At 57.9% G+C, this 21,747-nt stretch carries 19 protein-coding genes; 18 read left to right on the forward strand and 1 reads right to left on the reverse strand.

Going from position 1 to position 21,747, the window contains the following annotated elements:
* Positions 1-22: 22 nt before the first annotated feature.
* The 18 genes from ACOZ42_RS00220 (at position 23) to ACOZ42_RS00305 (ending at position 20,133) form a co-directional block, all read left to right on the forward strand.
* Positions 23-1,528, forward strand: a complete 1,506-nt coding sequence (locus ACOZ42_RS00220) for an indolepyruvate oxidoreductase subunit beta family protein (protein ID WP_003800690.1) — start codon at positions 23-25, stop codon at positions 1,526-1,528.
* A gap of 242 nt (positions 1,529-1,770) precedes the next feature.
* Entirely contained in the window at positions 1,771-2,286 is a 516-nt protein-coding gene (locus ACOZ42_RS00225; protein ID WP_003800688.1) for a MarR family winged helix-turn-helix transcriptional regulator, read from the forward strand.
* 96 nt (positions 2,287-2,382) lie between these two features.
* Positions 2,383-2,826 carry an acyl-CoA thioesterase gene (locus ACOZ42_RS00230; RefSeq protein ID WP_003800684.1) on the forward strand — a complete coding sequence of 148 codons (444 nt, stop codon included), beginning with the start codon at positions 2,383-2,385 and terminating at the stop codon, positions 2,824-2,826.
* Between the two features lie 130 nt (positions 2,827-2,956).
* Positions 2,957-5,293, forward strand: coding sequence for a bifunctional salicylyl-CoA 5-hydroxylase/oxidoreductase (locus ACOZ42_RS00235; protein ID WP_426345404.1), 2,337 nt, complete (start codon positions 2,957-2,959; stop codon positions 5,291-5,293).
* A 21-nt stretch (positions 5,294-5,314) separates the two neighbouring features.
* Positions 5,315-6,439, forward strand: a complete 1,125-nt coding sequence (locus ACOZ42_RS00240; RefSeq protein WP_003800681.1) for a cupin domain-containing protein — start codon at positions 5,315-5,317, stop codon at positions 6,437-6,439.
* 95 nt (positions 6,440-6,534) lie between these two features.
* The gene (locus ACOZ42_RS00245; protein ID WP_003800679.1) at positions 6,535-7,458 is read left to right on the forward strand and encodes a fumarylacetoacetate hydrolase family protein; all 924 of its coding nucleotides are present in this window, start codon (positions 6,535-6,537) and stop codon (positions 7,456-7,458) included.
* Between the two features lie 15 nt (positions 7,459-7,473).
* Positions 7,474-8,502 carry a carbon-nitrogen hydrolase family protein gene (locus ACOZ42_RS00250; protein ID WP_003800676.1) on the forward strand — a complete coding sequence of 343 codons (1,029 nt, stop codon included), beginning with the start codon at positions 7,474-7,476 and terminating at the stop codon, positions 8,500-8,502.
* Positions 8,503-8,746: 244 nt separating this feature from the next.
* A complete protein-coding gene (locus ACOZ42_RS00255; RefSeq protein WP_003800674.1) occupies positions 8,747-9,535 on the forward strand; it encodes a cyclase family protein in 789 nt (262 codons plus the stop codon).
* A gap of 319 nt (positions 9,536-9,854) precedes the next feature.
* Positions 9,855-10,823: a PDR/VanB family oxidoreductase gene (locus ACOZ42_RS00260; protein ID WP_059318411.1), complete on the forward strand. Its 969-nt coding sequence runs from the start codon at positions 9,855-9,857 to the stop codon at positions 10,821-10,823.
* A 24-nt stretch (positions 10,824-10,847) separates the two neighbouring features.
* On the forward strand, positions 10,848-12,182 hold the full coding sequence (locus ACOZ42_RS00265) for an aromatic ring-hydroxylating dioxygenase subunit alpha (protein ID WP_003800670.1): 1,335 nt from the start codon (positions 10,848-10,850) through the stop codon (positions 12,180-12,182).
* Between the two features lie 2 nt (positions 12,183-12,184).
* On the forward strand, positions 12,185-12,667 hold the full coding sequence (locus tag ACOZ42_RS00270) for an aromatic-ring-hydroxylating dioxygenase subunit beta (RefSeq protein WP_426345405.1): 483 nt from the start codon (positions 12,185-12,187) through the stop codon (positions 12,665-12,667).
* Positions 12,668-12,686: 19 nt separating this feature from the next.
* Positions 12,687-14,318 carry an AMP-binding protein gene (locus ACOZ42_RS00275; RefSeq protein WP_059318409.1) on the forward strand — a complete coding sequence of 544 codons (1,632 nt, stop codon included), beginning with the start codon at positions 12,687-12,689 and terminating at the stop codon, positions 14,316-14,318.
* A gap of 4 nt (positions 14,319-14,322) precedes the next feature.
* The gene (locus tag ACOZ42_RS00280) at positions 14,323-15,504 is read left to right on the forward strand and encodes a thiolase family protein (protein ID WP_003800664.1); all 1,182 of its coding nucleotides are present in this window, start codon (positions 14,323-14,325) and stop codon (positions 15,502-15,504) included.
* On the forward strand, positions 15,504-15,905 hold the full coding sequence (locus ACOZ42_RS00285) for a Zn-ribbon domain-containing OB-fold protein (protein ID WP_003800661.1): 402 nt from the start codon (positions 15,504-15,506) through the stop codon (positions 15,903-15,905). Before ACOZ42_RS00280 ends, ACOZ42_RS00285 begins: the two co-directional genes overlap by 1 nt.
* A gap of 20 nt (positions 15,906-15,925) precedes the next feature.
* On the forward strand, positions 15,926-16,657 hold the full coding sequence (locus ACOZ42_RS00290) for an SDR family NAD(P)-dependent oxidoreductase (protein WP_003800659.1): 732 nt from the start codon (positions 15,926-15,928) through the stop codon (positions 16,655-16,657).
* Positions 16,658-17,197: 540 nt separating this feature from the next.
* Positions 17,198-17,701: a TRAP transporter small permease gene (locus ACOZ42_RS00295; protein WP_003800657.1), complete on the forward strand. Its 504-nt coding sequence runs from the start codon at positions 17,198-17,200 to the stop codon at positions 17,699-17,701.
* A 15-nt stretch (positions 17,702-17,716) separates the two neighbouring features.
* Positions 17,717-19,006, forward strand: coding sequence for a TRAP transporter large permease (locus ACOZ42_RS00300; protein WP_003800654.1), 1,290 nt, complete (start codon positions 17,717-17,719; stop codon positions 19,004-19,006).
* Between the two features lie 89 nt (positions 19,007-19,095).
* Positions 19,096-20,133, forward strand: a complete 1,038-nt coding sequence (locus tag ACOZ42_RS00305) for a TRAP transporter substrate-binding protein (RefSeq protein ID WP_426345406.1) — start codon at positions 19,096-19,098, stop codon at positions 20,131-20,133.
* 137 nt (positions 20,134-20,270) lie between these two features.
* On the opposite strand, the gene ACOZ42_RS00310 is transcribed toward ACOZ42_RS00305, so the two are convergent.
* Positions 20,271-21,656, reverse strand: coding sequence for a DUF6056 family protein (locus tag ACOZ42_RS00310; RefSeq protein WP_003800650.1), 1,386 nt, complete (start codon positions 21,654-21,656; stop codon positions 20,271-20,273).
* Positions 21,657-21,747: the final 91 nt, after the last annotated feature.

Genomic DNA, 21,747 nt, shown 5'->3' on the forward strand with positions numbered 1-21,747 from the left:
CACACCCGTAGAGATTCTTATCATGCAGATCAAACCAATCAAGATTGCTATTTTGGCCATGGGTGGCGAAGGCGGCGGCGTGCTGGCCGACTGGATCGTCAACCTGGGCGAACAAAACGGCTACTTTGCACAAACCACCTCGGTGCCGGGCGTGGCCCAGCGTACCGGTGCCACGATTTATTATGTGGAGCTGTTTCCGCACTCGGCCGCACCTGATGGCAAGAGGCCGGTGCTGGCCTTGATGCCCATGCCCGGCGATGTGGACGTGGTCCTGGCATCCGAGCTGATGGAAGCGGGTCGCGCCGTGCAGCGCGGCCTGGTCACCGAAGACCGCACCACATTGATTGCCTCTACGCACCGCGTCTACTCCATTGCCGAAAAATCGGCCATGGGCGATGGCCGGGTGGATGACAATGCGCTGATTGCGCACGCCACGCAGGCTGCCAAGCGTTTTGTGTATTTCAATATGGAAAAAGCGGCCGAGGACTCGGGCAGCGTGATTTCCGCCGTGCTGTTTGGTGCCTTGGCCAGTACGGGTGTGCTGCCCTTTAGCCGCACCCAGTTCGAGCAGACAATTGAGCGCGGTGGCGTGGGCGTCAAGCCCAGCCTGAAGGCTTTTGGCGCTGCTTACGCTCGTGTGGCCGAAGGTGATGCCGGCAAGGCCGAGTCGGATAACAAACCGGTTGATATGGCAACGCTGGCTCCGCGTGACCCGGCTGTTGCCAAGCTGATTGACCGTGTTCGTGCCGAAGTGCCTGAGCAGGCCCAGCCCATCGTGGTGGAAGGGGTGCGCCGTGTTCTGGACTTCCAGGATGTGGATTACGCCAATTTGTACCTGGACCGCCTGAAAAAGATCAGCCGCTTCGCACGTCCGGATGACGTGGCCCTGGTGCGTGAAACGGGTCGGTATCTGGCCTTGTGGATGTCTTACGAAGATGCCATTCGCGTGGCCGAGCTGAAAACCCGTGCCAGTCGTTTTGACCGCGTCCACAAGGAAGTGCGTGCTGCCGATGGCCAGATCGTGGCGATCAATGAATACATGCATCCGCGTGTGGAAGAGATCAGCGAAATCCTGCCGTTTGCCAGTGTTGGCCGCTGGCTGATGCGTCCTACCTGGGGCAACAAACTGGTGAAATCGCTGACCAAGTCCGGACGTGTCATTCAAACCAGCTCGGTGCGCGGCTTTATTCCTTTGTATCTGTTGTCGGGCTTTAAACGCTGGCGTCGTCGCACGCTGCGTTACCAGGCCGAGCAACAGCGCATTGAAAGCTGGTTAAAGCAGATTGAGCAGGCGGCCGATGCTCACCCGGCCCTGGCTTTGGAAATTGCCCAATGTCAGCGTCTGGTCAAGGGCTACGGCGATACGCATGCTCGCGGGCTGCGCAACTACCAGACCGTGATGTCGGCACTGGAGCGCAACCCCAGCACCTTGTCGCCAGCCATGCTGGGCGCCTTGCGCGATGCGGCCTTGGCCGACGAGCATGGCTCCAAGCTAGAGGCCACATTGCGCCAGTACGCCCTGGTGTAAAGGGTTCACCAGGCCGCTGGACAGCGGCCTTGGTGAAAACCCTTGAAGGCACGGATTTAACCCCCTAAATACTTTATTTCTAAAATATTCATAGTAGAATATAAATTCGGATTGACACGGTGACCGCGGCATGGAGAGCCAGACGTTCCGTGTCTATTTGGCCACTTGTTCACACTTGTTCAAGCACGAGTATCCCGCCTGTTGGTCAAACTGAAATTAGCCAAAGTTTGGGGGGCAAGAATATGAATCAAAGCGAAGCAGCACAGGATTTACTGGTAGAGCCAGCCGATGCTGGATTTGAAGGCCGTGTCGGTCCCAAGGACCCTGCCAGCCTGAAATTGTGGTTGCGCATGCTGACCTGCACCAAGCAGATCGAGGACGAGATCCGTCGTCGCCTGCGCCAGAATCATGGTATTTCGCTGGCCCGTTTTGATTACATGGCCCAGTTGTACCGCTACCCGCAGGGCCTGAAGATGGGCGAGTTGTCACGCTATCTGATGGTGACCGGCGGCAATATTACCGGACTGACTGACGAGCTGGCCCGAGAAGGCATGGTGTCTCGCCAGAGCAGTCCAACAGACCGACGTGCTTGGGTGTTGCGTCTCACCCCCAAGGGCAAAAGCAGTTTCGAGGCGATGGCCCAGGCCCACAGTGACTGGATTGCAGAAATGTTTGAAGGACTGGCGACAGACGAAGTTGTGCATATCCATCAGCATCTGGGCTTGCTGCGGGTGCATCTGCAAAGCACGGCCAGCTAGCATAAGGTGCATTCTGCCCGGTCTGTGAGGCCAGACAGAATGCGGATAGCGTCACAGACAGGCGCACAAAACACTTGCTAAAAAGGTGTCTACAACATGGTTTCCAAGCTGTACGAACAAGAACATCGCATCCGTTTTTCGGAATGCGATCCAGCGGGTATCGTTTTTTATCCGCAGTACTTTGTGATGTTTAACGACCTGATGGAAGCATGGATCGATTCCATGGTACCCGAGGGTTTTCACAACATGATCGCCAGCAAACGGGTAGGCATGCCCTCGGTACATATTGAAGCCGAGTTCAAGTCCATCAGCCGTATGGGTGATGATGTGGTGATGAGCCTGGGAGTGGAACGCATTGGCAACAGCTCCTTGACGTTGCTGTTGCGTTGCGTCGGCAAGGACGGCGTGCTGCGTATGCAAGTGCGCCAGACTGTGGTGACCACCTCGCTGGAGACCCACCTGGGTATTCCTATACCTGATTTCCTGCGCAACCCCATGCAAGCGTATGTGATTGCCCAGCCAGAAAGCAGCCAGGCTTAATCTAGTTTGAAGTAGTAGCAGGCAGTGTGCAGGTCAGGTATTTTTTTTGATTTAAATAGTTGACTTGTATAATATTTATTAATAAATATACTATGCTCGAAAGCATGTATTCAGACCATACGGACATATCATGAATATCGTATGTATTGGCGGAGGCCCAGCCGGCTTGTATTTCGGTTTGCTGATGAAGTTGCAAAACCCTCAGAACGAGGTTTTTGTGATCGAGCGTAACCGACCGTACGACACCTTTGGCTGGGGCGTGGTGTTCTCGGATGCCACCATGGAAAACCTGCGTGAAGCTGACCCTGTGTCCGCGCAGACCATCGGTGACGCCTTCAACCACTGGGACGACATCGAGTGCCATTTCAAAGGTAGCGCCGTGCGCTCCAGCGGTCATGGTTTCATCGGGATTGGTCGCAAAAAGCTGCTGAACATCCTGCAGGCTCGCTGCGAGGAAGTGGGCGTTAACCTGGTGTTCGAGACCGTGGTGTCGGACGACGCTGAGCTGGCCCGCAAGTACAACGCCGATATCCTGATTGCCTCTGACGGTATCAACAGCGCCATTCGTACTCGTTACCAAGACGTGTACCAGCCCGATATCGACACCCGCAACTGCCGTTTTGTCTGGCTGGGTACGGAAAAGGTGTTTGACGCCTTTAATTTCATTTTTGTGGAAACCGAGCACGGCTGGTTCCAGGCTCACGCCTACCGTTTCCAGGAAGGCCTGTCCACGTTCATCGTGGAAACGCCCGAGGAAACCTGGCAAAAAGCCGGTATTGGTGAAATGTCGCAGGAAGAGGCCATTGCCTACTGCGAGAAGCTGTTTGCCGATCACCTCGATGGCAACAAGCTCATCAGCAATGCCACGCACCTGCGCGGTTCGGCCATCTGGATTCGTTTCCCCCGCGTGATCTGCAACAAGTGGGTGCACTGGAAAGATTACGGCACCGGCAAGAAAGTGCCTGTGGTACTGATGGGCGATGCCGCTCACACCGCTCACTTCTCGATCGGTTCGGGCACCAAGCTGGCCCTGGAAGATGCCATCACGCTGGCCCAGCATATGGACCACGAGTCGATGGAAGAGGCGCTGAAAGATTACGAAGCCGCTCGTAGCGTGGACGTATTGCGCATTCAGAACGCTGCCCGCAACTCGACCGAATGGTTCGAGAACGTGGCCCGTTACGCCAATATGAAGCCCGAGCAGTTCACCTACTCCATGCTGACCCGTTCGCAGCGTATCTCGCACGAGAACATGCGGGTGCGTGATGCCGCCTGGCTGGAAAAATACGAGCGTTGGATGGCGACGGAAGCGGGCATGGAGCTGGCTGAGGGTGAAAAGGCCCCCTCGCCCATGTTCACCCCTTTCAAGCTGCGCGACATGCAGTTGAAGAACCGTATCGTGTTCTCGCCCACCCTGATGTACAGCGCCAAGGACGGCATGCCCAATGCCACGCATCACGTTCACTATGGCAGCCGTGCCATGGGTGGCGCTGGCCTGATCCTGGCTGAAATGACCGCCGTGACGCCGGAAGCTCGTGTCACCCCCGGTTGTACCGGTCTGTGGAACGACGAGCAGGCCGAGGCCTGGAAGCCTGTCGTGGCATTTGCCCACGAACAAGGCGCCAAGATCGGTGTGCAACTGGGTCATGCGGGTCGTCGTGGTTCGACGCAGCTGGGCTGGGAAAAAGCCAATCAGCCGCTGGCTGAAGGCAACTGGCCTTTGGTGTCGGCCTCCGCCCTGCCTTATCAGGCTGGTGTGACGGCTGTTCCTACCGAGATCACCCGTGCCCAGATGGACGAGATTCGTGACGCCTTTGTGACCGCTGCCAAGCGCGCTGACCAGGCCGGTTTTGATTGCATTGAGCTGCAAGCCGCTCACGGTTACCTGTTGTCCAGCTTTATCTCGCCGCTGACCAATCAGCGTAGTGATGAGTTTGGTGGTAGTCTGGAAAATCGCATGGCTTACCCGCTGGAAGTGTTTGCAGCCATCCGCGCCGTCTGGCCAGAGAACAAGCCCATCATGGTGCGTATCTCGGCCACAGACTGGGCCGAAGGCGGCAACACGGCGGACGACGGTGTGGAAATTGCCCGCTTGTTCAAGCAAGCCGGTGCCGATCTGATCGACGTGTCCTCGGGTGAAGTGGTGCTGGAGCAGCAGCCAATTTACGGCCGCATGTACCAGACTCCATTCTCCGACCGTATCCGTAACGAAGCCGGTATCGCCACCATGGCGGTGGGCTCGATCATGGAAGCGGATCATGCCAACAGCATTATTGCCGCAGGCCGTGCTGACCTGTGCGCCTTGTCGCGCGGCTTCCTGGCCGATGCGAACTGGCCGCAACGTCAGGCTGCGGAGTTGGGCTACACCGACCTGGCCTGGCCGGTTCAGTATGAGTGGGGCAAAGACTGGTTGCAGCGTCAGATCAAGCGTGCGCCAGTCGCCCAGGATGGCCCAGCCAAGTCATAAAACACAAAAGGAGACAGCATCATGTCGGAAGAACGTTTTGACACCCATCGCGAAAGCGTGATCGGTCGTGCTGATGTTGAGGACACGCCCGAACTGGTGAAGTACTACCAGGATTTGACTCAATTTGAGGCCGGTGCCTTGTGGACCGTGGCCAACAAGATTGAGCCCTGGGAGCCCAAGTCCGAGTCCGTGCCGGTGGTGTGGCGCTACCGCGACCTGCGCGACTATGTGTTGCGCTCGGTGGATCTGGTCAGCCCTGAAAAAGCCGGTCGTCGCGTGATTTACCTGAACAACCCCGGTCGCCAGGAAGTGTCGGCGGCGGTGGGTTGGCTGTACTCCGGTTTGCAGGTCATGAAACCGGGTGAAGCGGCTTCCGCACATGCTCACTCCTCCTCGGCCCTGCGTTTTATTATGGAAGGCCGTGGCGCCTACACCATCGTGGACGGGCACAAGATGACGCTGGGTGCCAACGACTTTGTGTTGACCCCCAACGGCTGCTGGCACGAGCACGGCGTGGAAGCCGACGGCCTGCCTTGCATCTGGCAGGACGGTCTGGACATTCCCCTGGTCAATGCGTTGGAAGCCGGTTTTTACGCCGTTCACCCGGATCTGGCCCAGGCCATTACGCATCCCGTCAACGACGCGGTGGGAATCTGGGGTGGCCGTGGTTTGAAGCCCACTTTGCACGACTGGCAAAAACCCTACTCGCCGCTGCTCAAGTACGAGTGGGAGCCGACGTACGAAGCCTTGTCAGCCTACGCCAAGGTAACGGACGGCAGCCCCTTTGATGGCGTCATCATGGACTACATCAACCCGCTGACCGGCGGCCCTGTCATGTCCACCATCGGCGCCAGCATGCAGATGCTGCGCCCCGGTGAGCACACCAAGGCCCACCGTCACACGGGCAGCATCATTTATCAGTGTGCCAAGGGTGAAGGGTATTCCATCATCAATGGCAAACGCTTTGACTGGCGCGAACGCGACATTTTCTGCGTCCCTTCCTGGATGTTCCATGAGCACGTGAATGGTTCCTCGTCGCAAGACGCCTGCCTGTTCTCGTTCCACGACCTGCCTGTGATGCGTGCCCTGAATCTGTACCGCGAAGAAGCGTTGGCAGAGAACGGCGGCCACCAGGTGCTGCTGTAAGACTACTTGTTTAACTTATTTGGACGGCCTGCCAAGGCGGGCCGACCCGATTTATTCAAGCCATCTGCGCAAGATGGCCCAATCTGGAGATAGAAATGCGTCTTGTAACGTACCGTAGTGAAGTTGCTGCCGCTGGCCGCTTGGGCGCCATTGTGGGCGATCTGGTGGTTGACCTGGGTTACCTGGGCGACGCCACAGGCCACATGCTGCCTGACAATATGCTCGATTTCATCGACCTGGGCCCAGCCGCTGTGACTTCCACGGCTCGCTTGCTGGAAACCTACGCCGACGATATGCCTTTTGGCGTGGCACTGCCCTTGGCCAACGTCAAACTGTTGGCTCCTATCCCCCGTCCACGCAAGAACATCTTTGGTATCGGCCTGAACTACGTGGAACACGTAGCCGAATCCAGCCGTACCCTGGACACCTCCAAAGAGCTGCCTAAGCAGCCCGTGATTTTCTCCAAGCCGCCTACCACCGTGATTGGCCCCGGCGATGCCATCGAGCACAACAAGAACATCACGCAGCAAATGGACTGGGAAGTGGAACTGGCCGTGATCATGGGCACCCGTGCCCAGCGCGTGGCCAAGGAAGACGCCCTGAAGTACGTGTTCGGCTACTCCGTCATGATCGACGTGAGCGCTCGCGACTGCCGTCGTGCCGGTCAGTGGATCTACTCCAAAGGCCAGGACACCTACGCGCCATTCGGTCCTGTGATCGTGACGGCCGATGAGCTGACCGATCCTCACAACCTGAACCTGAGCCTGACTCTGAACGGTGTGACCAAGCAAAGCTCCAACACCAAGCACATGCTGTTCAACGTGAATGACCTGATCGCTGACATCAGCGCCGGCATCACGCTGGAACCCGGTGACATCATCGCCACCGGTACACCAGAAGGCGTGGGCGCTGGCCGTGATCCTCAAGAGTGGATGTGGCCTGGCGACGTGGTGCATGCTGTGGTGGAAGGCATCGGCGAATTGCGTCACCCCATCGTGGACGTGACCCCCCAAAACTAAGTAAAGGAGAGCATGATGCTGGAATTGCGTCAGTTCAAGGCCGCCGCCGTTCAGGCAGCGCCTGTGTTCCTGGACACGAATGCGACCATCGAAAAAGTATGTCGTCTGATCAATGAAGCAGCCGACAACGGTGCCGAGCTGATCGCCTTCCCCGAGGTGTTCGTCTCCGGTTACCCCTACTGGAGCTGGGTGATGAACCCGATCGAGGGCAGCCCATGGTTCGAGCGCCTGTGCAAATCGGCCATCGAAGTCCCAGGTCCCGAGATCCAGAAGGTTGCGCAGGTTTGTCGTCAGCGCAAGGTCAATGTGGTGTTGGGTGTGAACGAGCGCAGTCCCGTTGGCATCGGCACTCTCTACAACACGCTGGTCACCATCGGCGCTGACGGTCGCATTTTGGGCCGTCACCGCAAACTGGTGCCCACCTGGGCAGAAAAACTGACCTGGGCTAACGGCGACGCCTCCTCGATGCGTGTGCATGACACCACCATCGGCCCTCTGGGCGCCTTGGCGTGCGGCGAAAACACCAACACGCTGGCTCGTTTCAGCCTGTTGTCGCAAGGCGAGCTGGTCCACGTTGCCAGCTACATCGCCTTGCCCGTGGCACCGAAGGACTACGACATGGCTGAAGCCATTCGCCTGCGTGCTGCTGCACACTGCTTTGAAGGCAAGGTGTTTACGGTGGTGGCCTGCTCGACGGTTTCCGAGGAAATTGTCGAGGCCATGTCCGCCACTCATCCCGAAGCGCGTGATCTGCTGGCTCGTCCCAACAGTGCGTTCTCGGGCATTATTGGCCCCGATGGCCGCGTGCAGGGCGAAGCCCTGATCGACAAGGAAGGCATTGCCTACGCCGACATCGATCTGTCGCGCTGCATCCAGCCGCGTCAAATGCACGACATTACGGGTCATTACAACCGTTTTGACGTGTTTGACCTGCGTGTGAACCGCAAGGCTTTGACGCCTGCCCGCTTTTACGAAGGCGATGCCGCGTCCCAGCCCGACCTGAACCCTGCCGAGTTCTCCGTTCTGGACGACAAGGAAGCGTAAGCAGGTTCAAGACGGTCCCCTTCCTGTGTTGGATCGGGACCGTTTTTTGACGGGGCGCTTTGCTCAAGCACCCGGTCAAAAACCGCTGTGGCCTGGCCGCAGTGGTCAAAGATGCACACTGCCCGTTTTTGAAAAAGGGGCAGCGCCAGCCTGGAGGAGTGGGCTGTTTTAACGGCTGCTTCCCTTCCTGCATGGGCAGGACAGGCACTTATAACGATGACATAAGATCCCCGTAGGAGATGAAATGAGCGACAAGAACCCATTGGCAGCCTTTATCCAGGCAATCGACAGCAAACAGGTCCGTTTCGTGGATCTGACCCAGACCCTGTCTCCCAGCTTCCCCGCCTTGCAGCTGCCCCCCCAGTTTGGCCAGACTGCTGGTTTCTCGATTGAGCGCATTAGCCAATACGACGAGAATGGCCCAGGCTGGTACTGGAACAACTTCACCTGTGGCGAACACACCGGTACCCACTTTGACGCGCCCGCTCACTGGATCTCCGGCAAGGATCATCCGGACAACACCGTCGACACCATTCCTGTCGACAACTTTCTGCGTCCCGCCGTTGTGGTGGACGCCTCGGCCGAAGTGGCCCAGAACGAAGACTTCATCCTGACCTCCGAGTTCTTGCAGAACTGGGAAGCCCAGCATGGCCGCATCCCTGAAGGTGCCTGGGTGCTGTTTCGCACCGATTGGTCCAAGCGTGTCAACGATGCCGCCGCGTTTCTGAACATGCGTGAAGACGGCGCTCATACGCCTGGCCCAGCTCAGGAAGCGGTGGAGTGGATGATTCACGAGCGCAAGGTGCACGGCTTTGGCGTTGAAACCATCAATACCGATGCGGGCCAATCCTACGCCTGGCCAGTGGCTTACCCTTGCCACACCCTGATGCACGGCGCCAACCGTTACGGTTTGCAGTGCCTGTGCAACCTGGATCAGTTGCCCCCTCAGGGCGCACTGATCATGTCGGCCCCTCTGAAGATTGAAGGCGGCTCCGGCAGCCCGCTGCGCGTGGTCGCACTGGTAGCTCAGTAAACGCAAAACGGGGAGAAAATGGCAGAATTGTGCACGACACGGTTCTGCTGTTTTCTCACCTAGTGGTTTTCCATTATATTCGGCAGTATATATTTATCCGTAAACTATTCATCAATAAAACAAATTCACGAAAGAATGAATAGAGATCCAGCCGTACAGCCAGTGTCGGTGTCAGGCAGCCGGTTTTAGCGGAGACAGTAGACGAGCCTTACGCAGCCTTTTGGGGCCGTCCCCTTGCCCCCTGCGGCGCTACATGATGCCATGGCTTGGCCGTTTTGGCTGGGTAATTGATGTAGTCATGCTCAATGGTAGGCACACGATGGATACTTTTGAACTCGTCATCCGGGATATCCAGAACGCATCCCCGCTGATTCGCAGTTTTACGCTAGAGCCTGCCCAGGCCGGTTCCCTGCCCGCATTTGCGCCGGGTTCGCACCTGCAGGTACAGATTCCTGATCTGAACGATCACCGCTGCTATTCCCTGATTTCCCTGGACGCTGACATGGCGCAGGGACCCCGCTGCTACCGTCTGGGCGTACGTCTGGAGGACAACAGCTCGGGTGGTTCACGGTACATGCACAGCCTGAAAGTGGGCGATACCTTGCGTGTGGCTGGCCCCAAGAATGATTTCCCTTTGCATGAGGGCGTCGAGGGTGAAACCGAGACCGTGTTGATTGCCGGTGGCATCGGCATCACCCCGATTGCCAGCATGGCCGCGGCCCTGCATCACCAGGGTCGCCCCTATCAGCTGCACTATGCAGGGCGCAGCGTGGAACAGTTGGCTTTCCTGGATGAGCTGAGCGCCTTGTCCGGCCCGGCTCTGCGTCATTACGCGGACGACAGCGAAGGCCGGTTCTGCCTCAATACCCTGCTCGATGGTTTGTCCAAAGATCAGCATATCTACGTTTGCGGTCCCAAAGGCATGATTGATGCCGTGATCGAAGCCTGCAAGCAGCGTGGCTGGCCCAGTGAGCATGTGCATTTTGAGCTGTTCGCGACCGCGGCTGCGCAGGAAGGGGACCAGCCTTTCGAGGTGGAACTGCGCCAGACCGGCGTCACGTTGCAGATCCCCGCCGACAAGACCATTGTTGATGTCATGGAAGAGCAGGGCCTGGACCCCATGATTGATTGCAAGCGCGGCGAATGCGGCGTCTGTACCTGTGATGTGATCGAAGGCGAGGTTGACCACCGCGACTATTTCCTGAGCGATTCGGAAAAAGCCAGCAACAAGGTTATCCAGATCTGTATTTCTCGTGCCAAGACCCCGCGTCTGGTGCTGGATCTATAAAGCCCAACGGCGACGGAGAACATGATGGAAAAGTATCGTGATAATCCCCAGGCCATCCGCGAATTGGTACGCGAGGCCGAGGTCCACAAGGATTTGTACATCAGCCAGGAGCTGTTTGAGCTGGAGATGGAACAGTTGTTCGCCAATACCTGGGTCTACGTTGGCCATGCCAGCCAGGTGCCCAATAAAGGCGACTTCTACACCACGACGGTCGGTACCGAGTCCGTCATTATGGTGCGCCATACAGACGACAGCATCCGTGTGCTGTACAACCGCTGCCCGCATAAAGGCGTGCAAGTGGCCGGTGAAACCTGTGGCAACACGGGCAAATTCTTCCGTTGCCCTTACCATGCCTGGACCTTCAAGACCGATGGCTCCCTGCTGTCCATCCCTTTGAAGAAAGGTTACGAAAATACCGGCTTTGAATGCACCGAAGCCAGCCAGGGCATGGCGGCGGTCAAGAATGTGCGGGTGTACCGCGATTTTGTGTTCTGCCGTCTGGCCGATGAAGGCATTGGCTTTGAAGAGTTCTTTGGCCAGTCCCTGAGCACCATCGACAATATGGTCGATCGCTCCCCCGAAGGCCGCCTGGAAGTGGCCGGTGGCGTGATGCGCTACATGCACCAGTGCAACTGGAAAATGCTGGTCGATAACCAGACCGATACCTGTCACCCCATGGTGGCGCACGAGTCCTCGGCGGGCACCGCCGTAAAAGCCTGGGAAGCGGCCCCTCCAGGTACGCCCAAGCCCATGGCGGTTGAGCTGTTTGCCCCGTTCATGTCGCCTTACGAGTTCTATGAAGGCATGGGTATTCGCGTGTGGGAAAACGGTCACGGCCATACCGGCGTGAGCAACTCCATCCACGCGGATTACTCCGAAATCCCCGGTTACTGGGACCAGATGGTCGAAGCCTACGGTGAAGAGCGTGCCAAAGCCATTTTGGGTGACACGCGTCACAACACCTGTTACTTCCCCAACATCATGGTCAAGGGCCCGATCCAGACCCTGCGTTTGTTCAAGCCCATTGCCGCGGATAAAACCCTGGTGGAGTCCTGGACTTTCCGCCTGGTGGGCGCGCCGGACACACTCCTGGAACGGACCTTGATGTACAACCGCCTGATCAACGCGCCTACTTCGATGGTCGGCCACGACGATCTGGAAATGTATGAACGCGCGCAGCAGGGTTTGCAGTCGCGGGGACGCGACTGGATGAACCTGGCGCGTCTGGTGGAAAAAGACGAAGACCAGCAAAAGAACGTGGTGATCAACGGCACCAGCGAAATGCAGATGCGCGCCCAGTTCCGTGCCTGGCTCAAGTTCATGCTGCCCGAGCAGCAGGCTAAACAAGAAGAGGAATAACCATGAGCGAAATCAGCCGTCAGGCCCTTATCGATTTTGTGTATGCGGAAGCCCGCCTGCTCGATGAAAAGCATTATGAGCAATGGCTCGATCTGTTTACCGAAGATGGTTACTACTGGATGCCGTTGGCACACGATCAGCAAGACGCCCGATTGCATGCCTCCCTGATGCACGAGGACAAGCTTTTGCTGCGTATTCGTGTTGAGCGTCTGGCTGGCCGTCGCACTTTTTCCCAGCAGCCCAAAAGCCGCAGTCATCACCTGCTCCAGCTACCCACGGTGGAAAGCATGGACGAGGAAAAAGGCGAATACACGGTACGTTGCGCCTTCCATTACACGGAAACGCGCGGCGACAAGCAGGATATCTATGTAGGTTGGAGTACCTACACCCTGGTGCGCCAGGACGACGCGTTGAAAATCCGGCTCAAACGGGTGGATCTGCTCAATTGCGACGCGCCCTTTGGCAATATCCAGTTGTTTATGTGACAGGACAGGAGAATTTTTGATGGCCAACACCACGGTCTACCAGGCTTTTCGAGACACCGCCCAGAAATGGGGCGACAAGCCCTTTGTATGTACCCTGCCTGAGACCGCCCAGATCTACGGTATTGAAGCGGGTGAGCTGACCTACGGTCAGGCGCTGGAACGCATTGACGCCCTGCGCGGGGCTTACGCCGCCGCGGGCTATGGCCACGGCCATCGCGTCGGCATTTTGCTGGAGAATCGCCCCGTATTTTTCCTGCACTGGTTTGCCTTGAACAGCCTGGGCGTGTCGATTGTGCCGATCAATCCGGACCTGCGCGCTGCCGAGCTGGAGTACCTGATTGGCCATTCCGAAATGATCATGGCCATTGCCCTGCCCAGCCGTCACCAGGATCTGGTAGAAGCGGCCCAGCGTGCAGGCCAGCCCTTTGCCATCATGGCCGACGGCGATGTGCCGCCCATGGTGGAGCGTGCCGCCGCCCGCTCCTGTGACATTCCCGATGAGCACAGCGAATGTGCCCTGTTGTACACCTCTGGTACGACAGGTCGCCCCAAGGGCTGCATGCTGTCGAACCAGTACTTTCATTATGCCGGTGAGTGGTACCGCGATATTGGTGGTCTGGCCTCGCTGGAGCATGGCAAGGAGCGCATGCTGACCCCGTTGCCCCTGTTTCACATGAACGCCATGGCCTGCTCGACCATGGCCATGGTCAAGACCGGCGGCTGCCTGATCTCCCTGGATCGTTTCCATCCACGCAGCTGGTGGGATTCGGTGCGCGAGTCGGGTGCTACCGTAGTGCATTACCTGGGGGTAATGCCCGCCATTCTGATGAAGGCCGAACCCAGCGAAAAAGACCGTCAACACCACGTGCGCTTTGGTTTTGGCGCCGGTGTGGACCGTGGTCTGCATCCTATTTTTGAAGAACGCTTCGGTTTCCCCTTGCTGGAAGCCTGGGCCATGACGGAAACCGGCGCCGGTGCCAGCATCATCGCCAATCACGAGCCACGCTTTATCGGCACCTCCTGCTTTGGCAAGGAAATGCCGGTGGTGGAAGTGCTGTTGCGCAAGGACGATGGCGAACCGGCCCAAGCCGGTGAAAACGGCGAGCTGCTGGTGCGCTCGGCTGGGGACAACCCACGTTACGGATTTTTCTCCGGCTACTGGAAAGATCCGGCAGCCACCGACGAGGCCTGGGAAGGCGGCTGGTTTCACACCGGCGATATTGTGTGCCGTGACGAGCAAGGCTACCTGCATTTTGTGGACCGCAAAAAGAACGTGATCCGCCGAAGTGGCGAGAACATCGCTGCCGTGGAAGTGGAAAACATCATGCAACAGCATCCGCTGGTGCGCTCCATTGCGGTGGCTGCCGTGCCTGATGCCATTCGTGGCGACGAAGTGATGGCGCTGGTGGTGCCCCACCAACCGATTGAAACCCAGGAGCAGCGTGAACAGGCCGCCCAGGAAATGGTGCGCTGGGGTCTGACCCAACTGGCCTACTTCAAGGTGCCCGGTTACGTCCTGTTTGTGGATGCCCTGCCGCTGACCTCGACCAACAAGATCCAGCGCGGTGAATTGAAAACCGTGGCGCTGGCAGCTTTGGACAACCCGGCCTGCGTGAACACGAATCACCTGAAAAAACGTCAGGAGGCCTGAGCCCATGGCCTTGCCGCAAGCAGCCCGCCAGGGCTATGACGATGTAGTGCTGGTCGCTCCGGTGACCATCCCCTACGAGCGCCATTCCGAGCAAACCGCCCATTGGTGGCTGGGTGCGGCATTGGGCCAGTTGCTGGCCCAATCCGGCCTGCAGAAAGCCGATGTGGACGGCGTGTGCGTGTCCAGCTTCACGCTGGGCAGCGACACCGCCGTGGGCGTGATGCAGCATTTTCAAATGAGCCCACGGTGGCTGGACCATATTCCGATGGGCGGTGCCAGCGGCGTGGTTGCCATGCGTCGTGCGGCGCGTGCCGTGCAATGTGGCGATGCGTCGATCGTGGCGTGCATTGCGGGCGATACCAATCACCGGGAATCGTTTAAGAACACGGTGGCAGGCTTCTCACGTTTCTCGCAGGATGCCGTCTATCCTTACGGTGCCGGTGGCCCCAATGCCAGCTTTGCGCTGCTGACGGACTACTACATGCGTCACTACGGTGCCACGCGTGAAGATTTCGGCAAGCTGTGTGTGGCCCAGCGTGACAATGCGCTGCGCAACCCGCACGCCCTGATGAAAAAGCCGTTGACGCTGGAGCAGTACATGGAGGCGCGCGTCATTGCCGACCCCATTCATCTGTTCGATTGCGTGATGCCTTGCGCGGGTGCCGAAGGCTATCTGGTGATGCGTCGGGAACAGGCTGAAGCACTGGGTCTGTCTTACGTTCGTATCCGCTCCACCATCGAACGTCACAACGCCTTTCCTCAAGACCCTGTTCAGTACCGCGGTGGCTGGGCCATGGACAAGGATGCCTTCTACGAACACGCGGGCCTTAGCCCGGCGGACGTGGACTTTATGGAAACCTACGATGACTACCCCGTCATCAACGTCCTGCAGTTTGAGGACCTGGGTTTTTGCGCCAAGGGCGAAGGTCCGGCATTCATCCGCAAGAACACCTTTACCGTGGATGGCAGCTTCCCCTTTAACACCAGCGGCGGCCAGTTGTCGGTAGGCCAGGCAGGCGCAGCCGGTGGTTATCTGGGGCTGGTTCAGGCCTTGCGCCAATTGACGGGTACCGCGGGTGATATGCAAGTGGCCAATGCCCGCATCGGTCTGGTGTCCGGCTTTGGCATGATCAATTATGACCGTGGCATCTGTACTGCCGCGGCCTTGCTGGAACGGGGGCAGTGATGAGCGATACCCAAATCTTGCCACCGGGCGCACGCAGCGCCACGGCAGTTGGCCTTACCGACGCCGCACGGCGTGGTGAGTTTGCCCTGCAAGTGTGCCCGTCCTGCGGCACGGTGCAGTATCCCGCCCGCGATGTGTGCGGCCATTGTTTGCACACCACGCTGAACTGGCAGGCCGTGCCCGATACGGGCGTGCTGCAGGCCACCACCACCTTGCATCACAGCAACGAGCCCTACTTTCAGGCACGACTGCCCTGGCGTATCGGTACCGTTGCGCTGGATTGCGGCCCGTTCGCCATCGCCCACTTGCCTGAAGGTGGGCAGGCGGACGAGAAAGTGCGCCTGAGTCTGGAACTGGATGCGGGTGGCGTAGCCGTGCTGGTAGCGCGCCCTGCACCCTGAATTTGCCTGGAGACAACAAGATGACACAAGCTCAATACACCGCCATTGTGACGGGCGGCAGCACCGGTATTGGTGAAGACATTTGTCGCAAGATGCTCGATCAGGGTTACACCGTGATCAGCATGGCGCGCAATGTGTTGCCCTGGACGCACGAACGTCTGCACTGCGTGCAGGTGGATCTGCTGGATGCAGCAGCAACCGAGAAGGCGGCAAAAGACATTGCCGAGCGCTTTGATGTGACCCACTTCATTCATAACGCCGGCGTGATCTGGCCGGCCTTGCTCGATGAGGTCAAACTGGAAGATTTGCAGGGTCTGACCCAGATCCACCTGGGTGCTGCCTTGCAGATTACCCAGGCGGTGGTGCCCGGTATGCGCGAGCGCCACTTTGGCCGGATCGTGCTGATGTCCTCGCGCGGCGCGCTGGGTCTGCAAACCCGGACTGCCTATGCAGCGACCAAGGCCGGCATGTTGGGCATGGCTCGCACCTGGGCGCTGGAACTGGCTGACCAGGGCATTACGGTCAACGTGATTGCCCCCGGCCCGATCACCACCAATATGTTTTACGACGTGGTGGAAGCCGGAAGCGAGCGCGAAGCCAAGCTGGCCGCCTCCATTCCGGTCAAACGCCTGGGCCGCGCGGACGATATCAGCCGCGCCACGATGTTCTTTTCAGACCCTGAAAACAGCTTCATCACCGGTCAGACTCTGTATGTCTGCGGTGGTGCCAGTGTGGGCACGTTGATCATCTGACCTGTTTGCGGCTGGGTTGACGATGATCGCGCCCTACGTGCGCGTGAAGCGCAGCCCATTTGCCGGCTTGCCTCTGAAAACCCCCTTGCCGGCTCAAGGGGGTTTTTATTTGGGTGGATTGGATTGGGGTGCAGACCTAGGGCCGCTTGCCTGTTTTTTTTTGGTGCCTGGCTCTGCAGTGGCGTTCAACTGATGGCAAATGTGGGACGTCAGCGCGCGGGTCTGCTCTGTTTTCGGCCCGTCTCAAGCCAATGTTGTCGGGTCCGTGCGCTCGCCCGGCGAGGTTTGAAGGCCGTGTGAAGGGCTGGCTTTTGTCCATGTATCGGCTCAGCCGGACGTCTTGTGACACCAATTCTTGCCATGTGAGATAGAAACCACGAATTCATGATTTTGGATGGAATTAAGGGTTTCTTTCTATTTACCTGGATTTGTTCATCTATAAACTATTTAGAACAGAAATATAACAATGTGACCCTGTTTTACGGGGCGCATGATGACCCAAAAAACAGGCCTTGTCGGGCCAAAATAAGTGGAGCTGTAATGAACGACGATCTGCCAGGAATGGAGCTGGTGCGTTCACGTGGAGTAGTACGGGTTGTTGAGACAATTCTGGATACTGCCTGTGTGGTCATCTTGATCCTGATGACAGGGATCACTACCGTGGACGTGATAGGCCGCTACGTGTTTCACGCCCCTTTACTGGGTGCGTATGAGGCCAGCGAACTGTTGCTGGGGGTGCTGATTTTTTCGGCGTTGCCGCGTGTCACCTGGCACCAGCAACACCTGACCGTCAGTTTGATTGATGCGTGGTTGGGTCCGGCGGCTCGTCGTGTCCAGCAGTTTGTGATCAATCTGATCTCTACCTTCATGCTGGCAGTGCTCACTTTCTATTTGTGGAAGCACGCCACCGAATTGAACGAGTACGGGGATATGAGCAACGCCTTGCAAGTGCCTATTGCCCCCTTTGCCTACATCATCGCCATCATGACCGGCATTGCCACCTTGGCTGCCTTGCTCAAGATTTTTAGCTCTCCACGCCGATAAAGACGGAGTTTTTTCATGTTGATTTCTATTATCGGACTGCTTGTTCTGCTCGGTAGCCTGTTTCTGGGTCTGCCCATTGCCTGGGGCATGTTGCTGGTTGGCACATTGGGTTTTGCCTTTTTTACAGGCATGGAAGCGGCCCTGATCATGGCGGCGCAAACCAGCTATGACACGGCCATGAGCTATAGCTTTACAGTGTTGCCGCTGTTTATCTTGATGGGCAACCTGGTCAACGCCTCGGGTCTGTCCAAAGACCTGTACAAGGCCGCTCACGCCTTTATCGGTCACCTGCGCGGTGGTCTTGCCATGGCAACCATTGTTGCCTGTGGTGCCTTTAGTGCGCTCTGTGGTTCCAGTATGGCCACTACAGCGGCCATGGGCCGGGTGGCCATGCCCAATATGCGCAAGTACAACTATGACGATCGTCTGGCTACCGGCAGTATCGCTGCGGGCGGCACGCTGGGCATTCTGATTCCGCCCAGCGTGATGATGGTGGTGTACGGGATCTTGACCGAAACCGATATCGGCAAGCTGTTCGCGGCGGGTTTCCTGCCCGGCATGGTGGCCATGCTGATGTACCTGATCACGGTCATGATTATTACCGCGATCAACCCCAGTCTGGGCCGTCCCGGTGAGAAAGCCAGCTGGCGCGAACGCTTTGAGGCAACCAAAGGCGTGATGGCCATTACCGTGCTGTTCATTGTCATCATGGGGGGGATTTACGGCGGTGTGTTCACACCGACCGAGGCCGCCGGCATTGGTGCTGCGGCCACCTTCTTGCTGACCCTCAAGCGTCGTGGCTGGCAGCCCCGCATGTACCTGACGGTGCTGATCGAAGCGGCGCAGACCACCGCCATCATGTTTGCGCTGGTCATTGGTGCGCTGGTCTTTACCAACTTCCTGTCCGTTGCGGGCTTGCCCAATCAGTTGCTCAGCTTCATCGAAGGCATTGATGTCTCGCCCATCATGGTGATCCTGATCATTTGTGCCATCTACCTGGTTCTGGGTTGTTTCCTGGAAACCATGTCCATGGTCATGTTGACGGTGCCTATTTTTTACCCGATCGTCGCCTCTCTGGGCTTTGATCTGGTGTGGTTTGGCGTGATCGTGGTGGTCGCGGCTGAAATCAGCCTGATAACCCCACCCTTGGGTCTGAACATTTTCATGATCAAGAACGTGATGCCCGATGTTCCCCTGGGCACCATCATCCGCGGGGTTGCACCCTTTGTCATGATGGACATTCTGCGTTTGCTCTTGCTGGTGTTTGTTCCCTGGATTGTTCTGGTCATTCCAAACAGTATGTAAAACCCGGCCCGGATGCAGTGGTGATCCGGGCAGCAGTACACCGCCGGGCCGTAACGACCCGGCAGCAAAACAATTTACGAGGAGTCGAGATGTGTGTTTTCAAGAAATTGGCCTTGAGCCTGGGCCTGGCGGCGGCAGCGCTGGCACCGACGATGCCGTCGGTGGCTGCTGAAGTGACCACTTTGCGTTTTTCCCAGTGGATGCCACCTGGCCACTTCATTGTGACCAATATGTTCGAGCCCTGGGCCCAGGAAGTGGAAAAAGCCACCGAAGGCCGTGTGAAGGTCGAGTTCATCAATGCGCTGGGCAAGCCGCAGGCGCACATGGATCTGGTGCGCAATGGCATTGCCGATCTGGGCATGTCGGTTCATAGCTACACCGCCAACCGCTTTCCCTTGATCGAGTTTGCTGAGCTGCCGTTCACCACTGATGACGGCGGTGTGAACTCGGTCGCCTACTGGCGCACCTATGAAAAATTCATGATGGATGCGAATGAGCACAAAGGCGTGAAATTGCTGGGCATGTGGACCAGTCCGGCCACGGTGATCTTCACCAGCCAGGACAATGTGCAAAGCATTGACGATCTGAAAGGCAAGAAGCTGCGCTCGCCCAGCCCTCTGTTTGATGCCATCGGCAAAGCACTGGGCATCGTGACCGTGAACGCACCGGCTTCTGACAGCTACGAAATGCTGTCGCGTGGCGTGATCGACGGCATGTACTTCCAGTACGACCAGCTGGATAACTGGAAACTGGACAAATTGGTCAAGACCGCTGTGTCGGTCCCAGGTGGTTTCGGTAAATCCAGCCAGTACCTGTTCATGAACGAGCGCAAGTGGAAGAGCTTGTCCGAGGCCGACCGCGCGGCTATTGAGAAGATCAGTGGCGAGTGGATTGCCAATGATTTCGGTTCCAAATGGCAAGCCGCCGAGCAAAAGGCGATTGAAAAGCACACGGCTGCCGGCTTGAAAACGCTGCGTCTGGAAGGTGAGGCGGCCGATCAATTGAAAGAGCGTCTGGCCTTTGTTGAAGAGGACTGGATCAAGGCGGCTGAAAAGAAAGGCGTGGATGGCAAAGCAGCGCTGGCTTATTTCCGTGAGCAGATCAAAGAGCTGAGCGCGGCCAAGTAAAGCAGCCCGCACAGCGCCCTGCCAGGGACCTGACCCCGCTGTCCAAGAGGACGGCGGGGTTTTTTTCGCGTGCTGACAGGTCCTTGCTTGTGTGGCGTGCTGGCATCGGTACGGTCATGTCGCCCTGGAGCTGGGCATCAGGGCTTGGGCGGTGCTCCTGAACCCAGGTCGTAATGCTGTCTGACTGCGTATTCAGCGATACTGGCCTCGATACCGTAGTACCTGGCCATGGCCTCGCCATTGAAGTAGGTATCGAATCGATCCCTTGAGCGCAGCGTGGTTCTGAAGTGATATCCAGGCAGGTCGATATGGGTGTGACCCTGTTCGATAGCCCGGGCAATAAGGGCTTGCCGTACATGATTTTGTTGCCAGGTGCCGTAATAACTGCGCAGTATCAGAGCAGTGGACACCAGCCAGAGTACGGCGCACACGCCCAGCGTCAAGGTCAGCGCGCGCTGGATGTTTGCGCGATGGGCGGATCGAGCCAGCAGATCATGTCCGTAGATCGACAGGGCCACCAGCAGATACATGAAAGAACCATTCAAGGCCCGTTTGGGGATATTGGGGGCCAGCATCAAGATGGCGTTGGCCAGCAGCGAGGCGGCGACCAGAAGCCAGATCATGCGTCTTGCCGGCGCGCTGGTGGTGGGTCCGCTCCAGACACGCCAGACCAGCATGACCAGGATCACTCCCCAGTAGCGCAACATGGCATCAGGAAAGCGGCGGCTGAAGTGCTCCCAGAGGCGCCAGGTCAGAGGCTGGTCGTACCAGGCGGTAAAGAATTCGGCGCGCACCTGATTGCCGGGCGCCAATACCAGCAGGCTGACTCCGATCCCCATGCATACCAGCCAGATCAGAGGCCAGGTTCCGAGGGATCGCGTGCGCCGGTAATGTTGAATACTCAGGCCGGCCAGCAGGCACCAGCTGATGATACCGGTGTTCTCGTTGGAGCAGCCTGCCAATACGGCAAGCGCACACAGGCCCAGACCGATTGCCGGCGATGTCGTCCCTTTTTGCAGACGCCAGACATAGGCCAGAGCAAAACCAAAATTGAACAGATTGGGCCATAAGTAATTGGCTGACCCCACCAGCCAAAAGGTGGTCTGCCCCAGATCCGGGTTCATGAGCCAATACAGCATGAAAACCAGCAGCACGATGGAAGGACGCAGTGTCTGTCCGGCCAGCCTGGCCCCCAGGGCTGACAGGATCAGGATCACGCCTGCGAGGGCGGCGGTACCCAGGCTGGCCTTTAACCAGGGTGGCGCCAGACTGAGCAGAGCGCTGGAAAGGGTATCCGAGACCAGCCGGCCGCTCCAGTTCAGGTAGTGGCGCGCGATTGCGTCCCAGGCAATGCCTTTGTTGGCATAGCTGAAGTCGTCCGAAATCATCGGCGTGAGTCGGTAGATGGACCAGGTCGCCGTCAGCGCCAGCATCACAAAGAAAATGAAGGTCCAGATAGCAAAACGGGGGCCGAGCAAAGGCAGGCTGAGTCGCGACTCAGCGTAAGGGAGGCTGGAGCTCATTGAAAGGAACAGCGGTACGTGTGAGCAGACCTCGGCCTTGGCATGACACCGTATCCGCGGCCCTGCGTGTTGAAGCCTTGGTAAACAGGAA

The organism is Alcaligenes sp. HNGD-HTN06, from assembly GCF_049932565.1.
In the GTDB taxonomy this organism is placed as follows: domain Bacteria; phylum Pseudomonadota; class Gammaproteobacteria; order Burkholderiales; family Burkholderiaceae_B; genus Alcaligenes; species Alcaligenes ammonioxydans.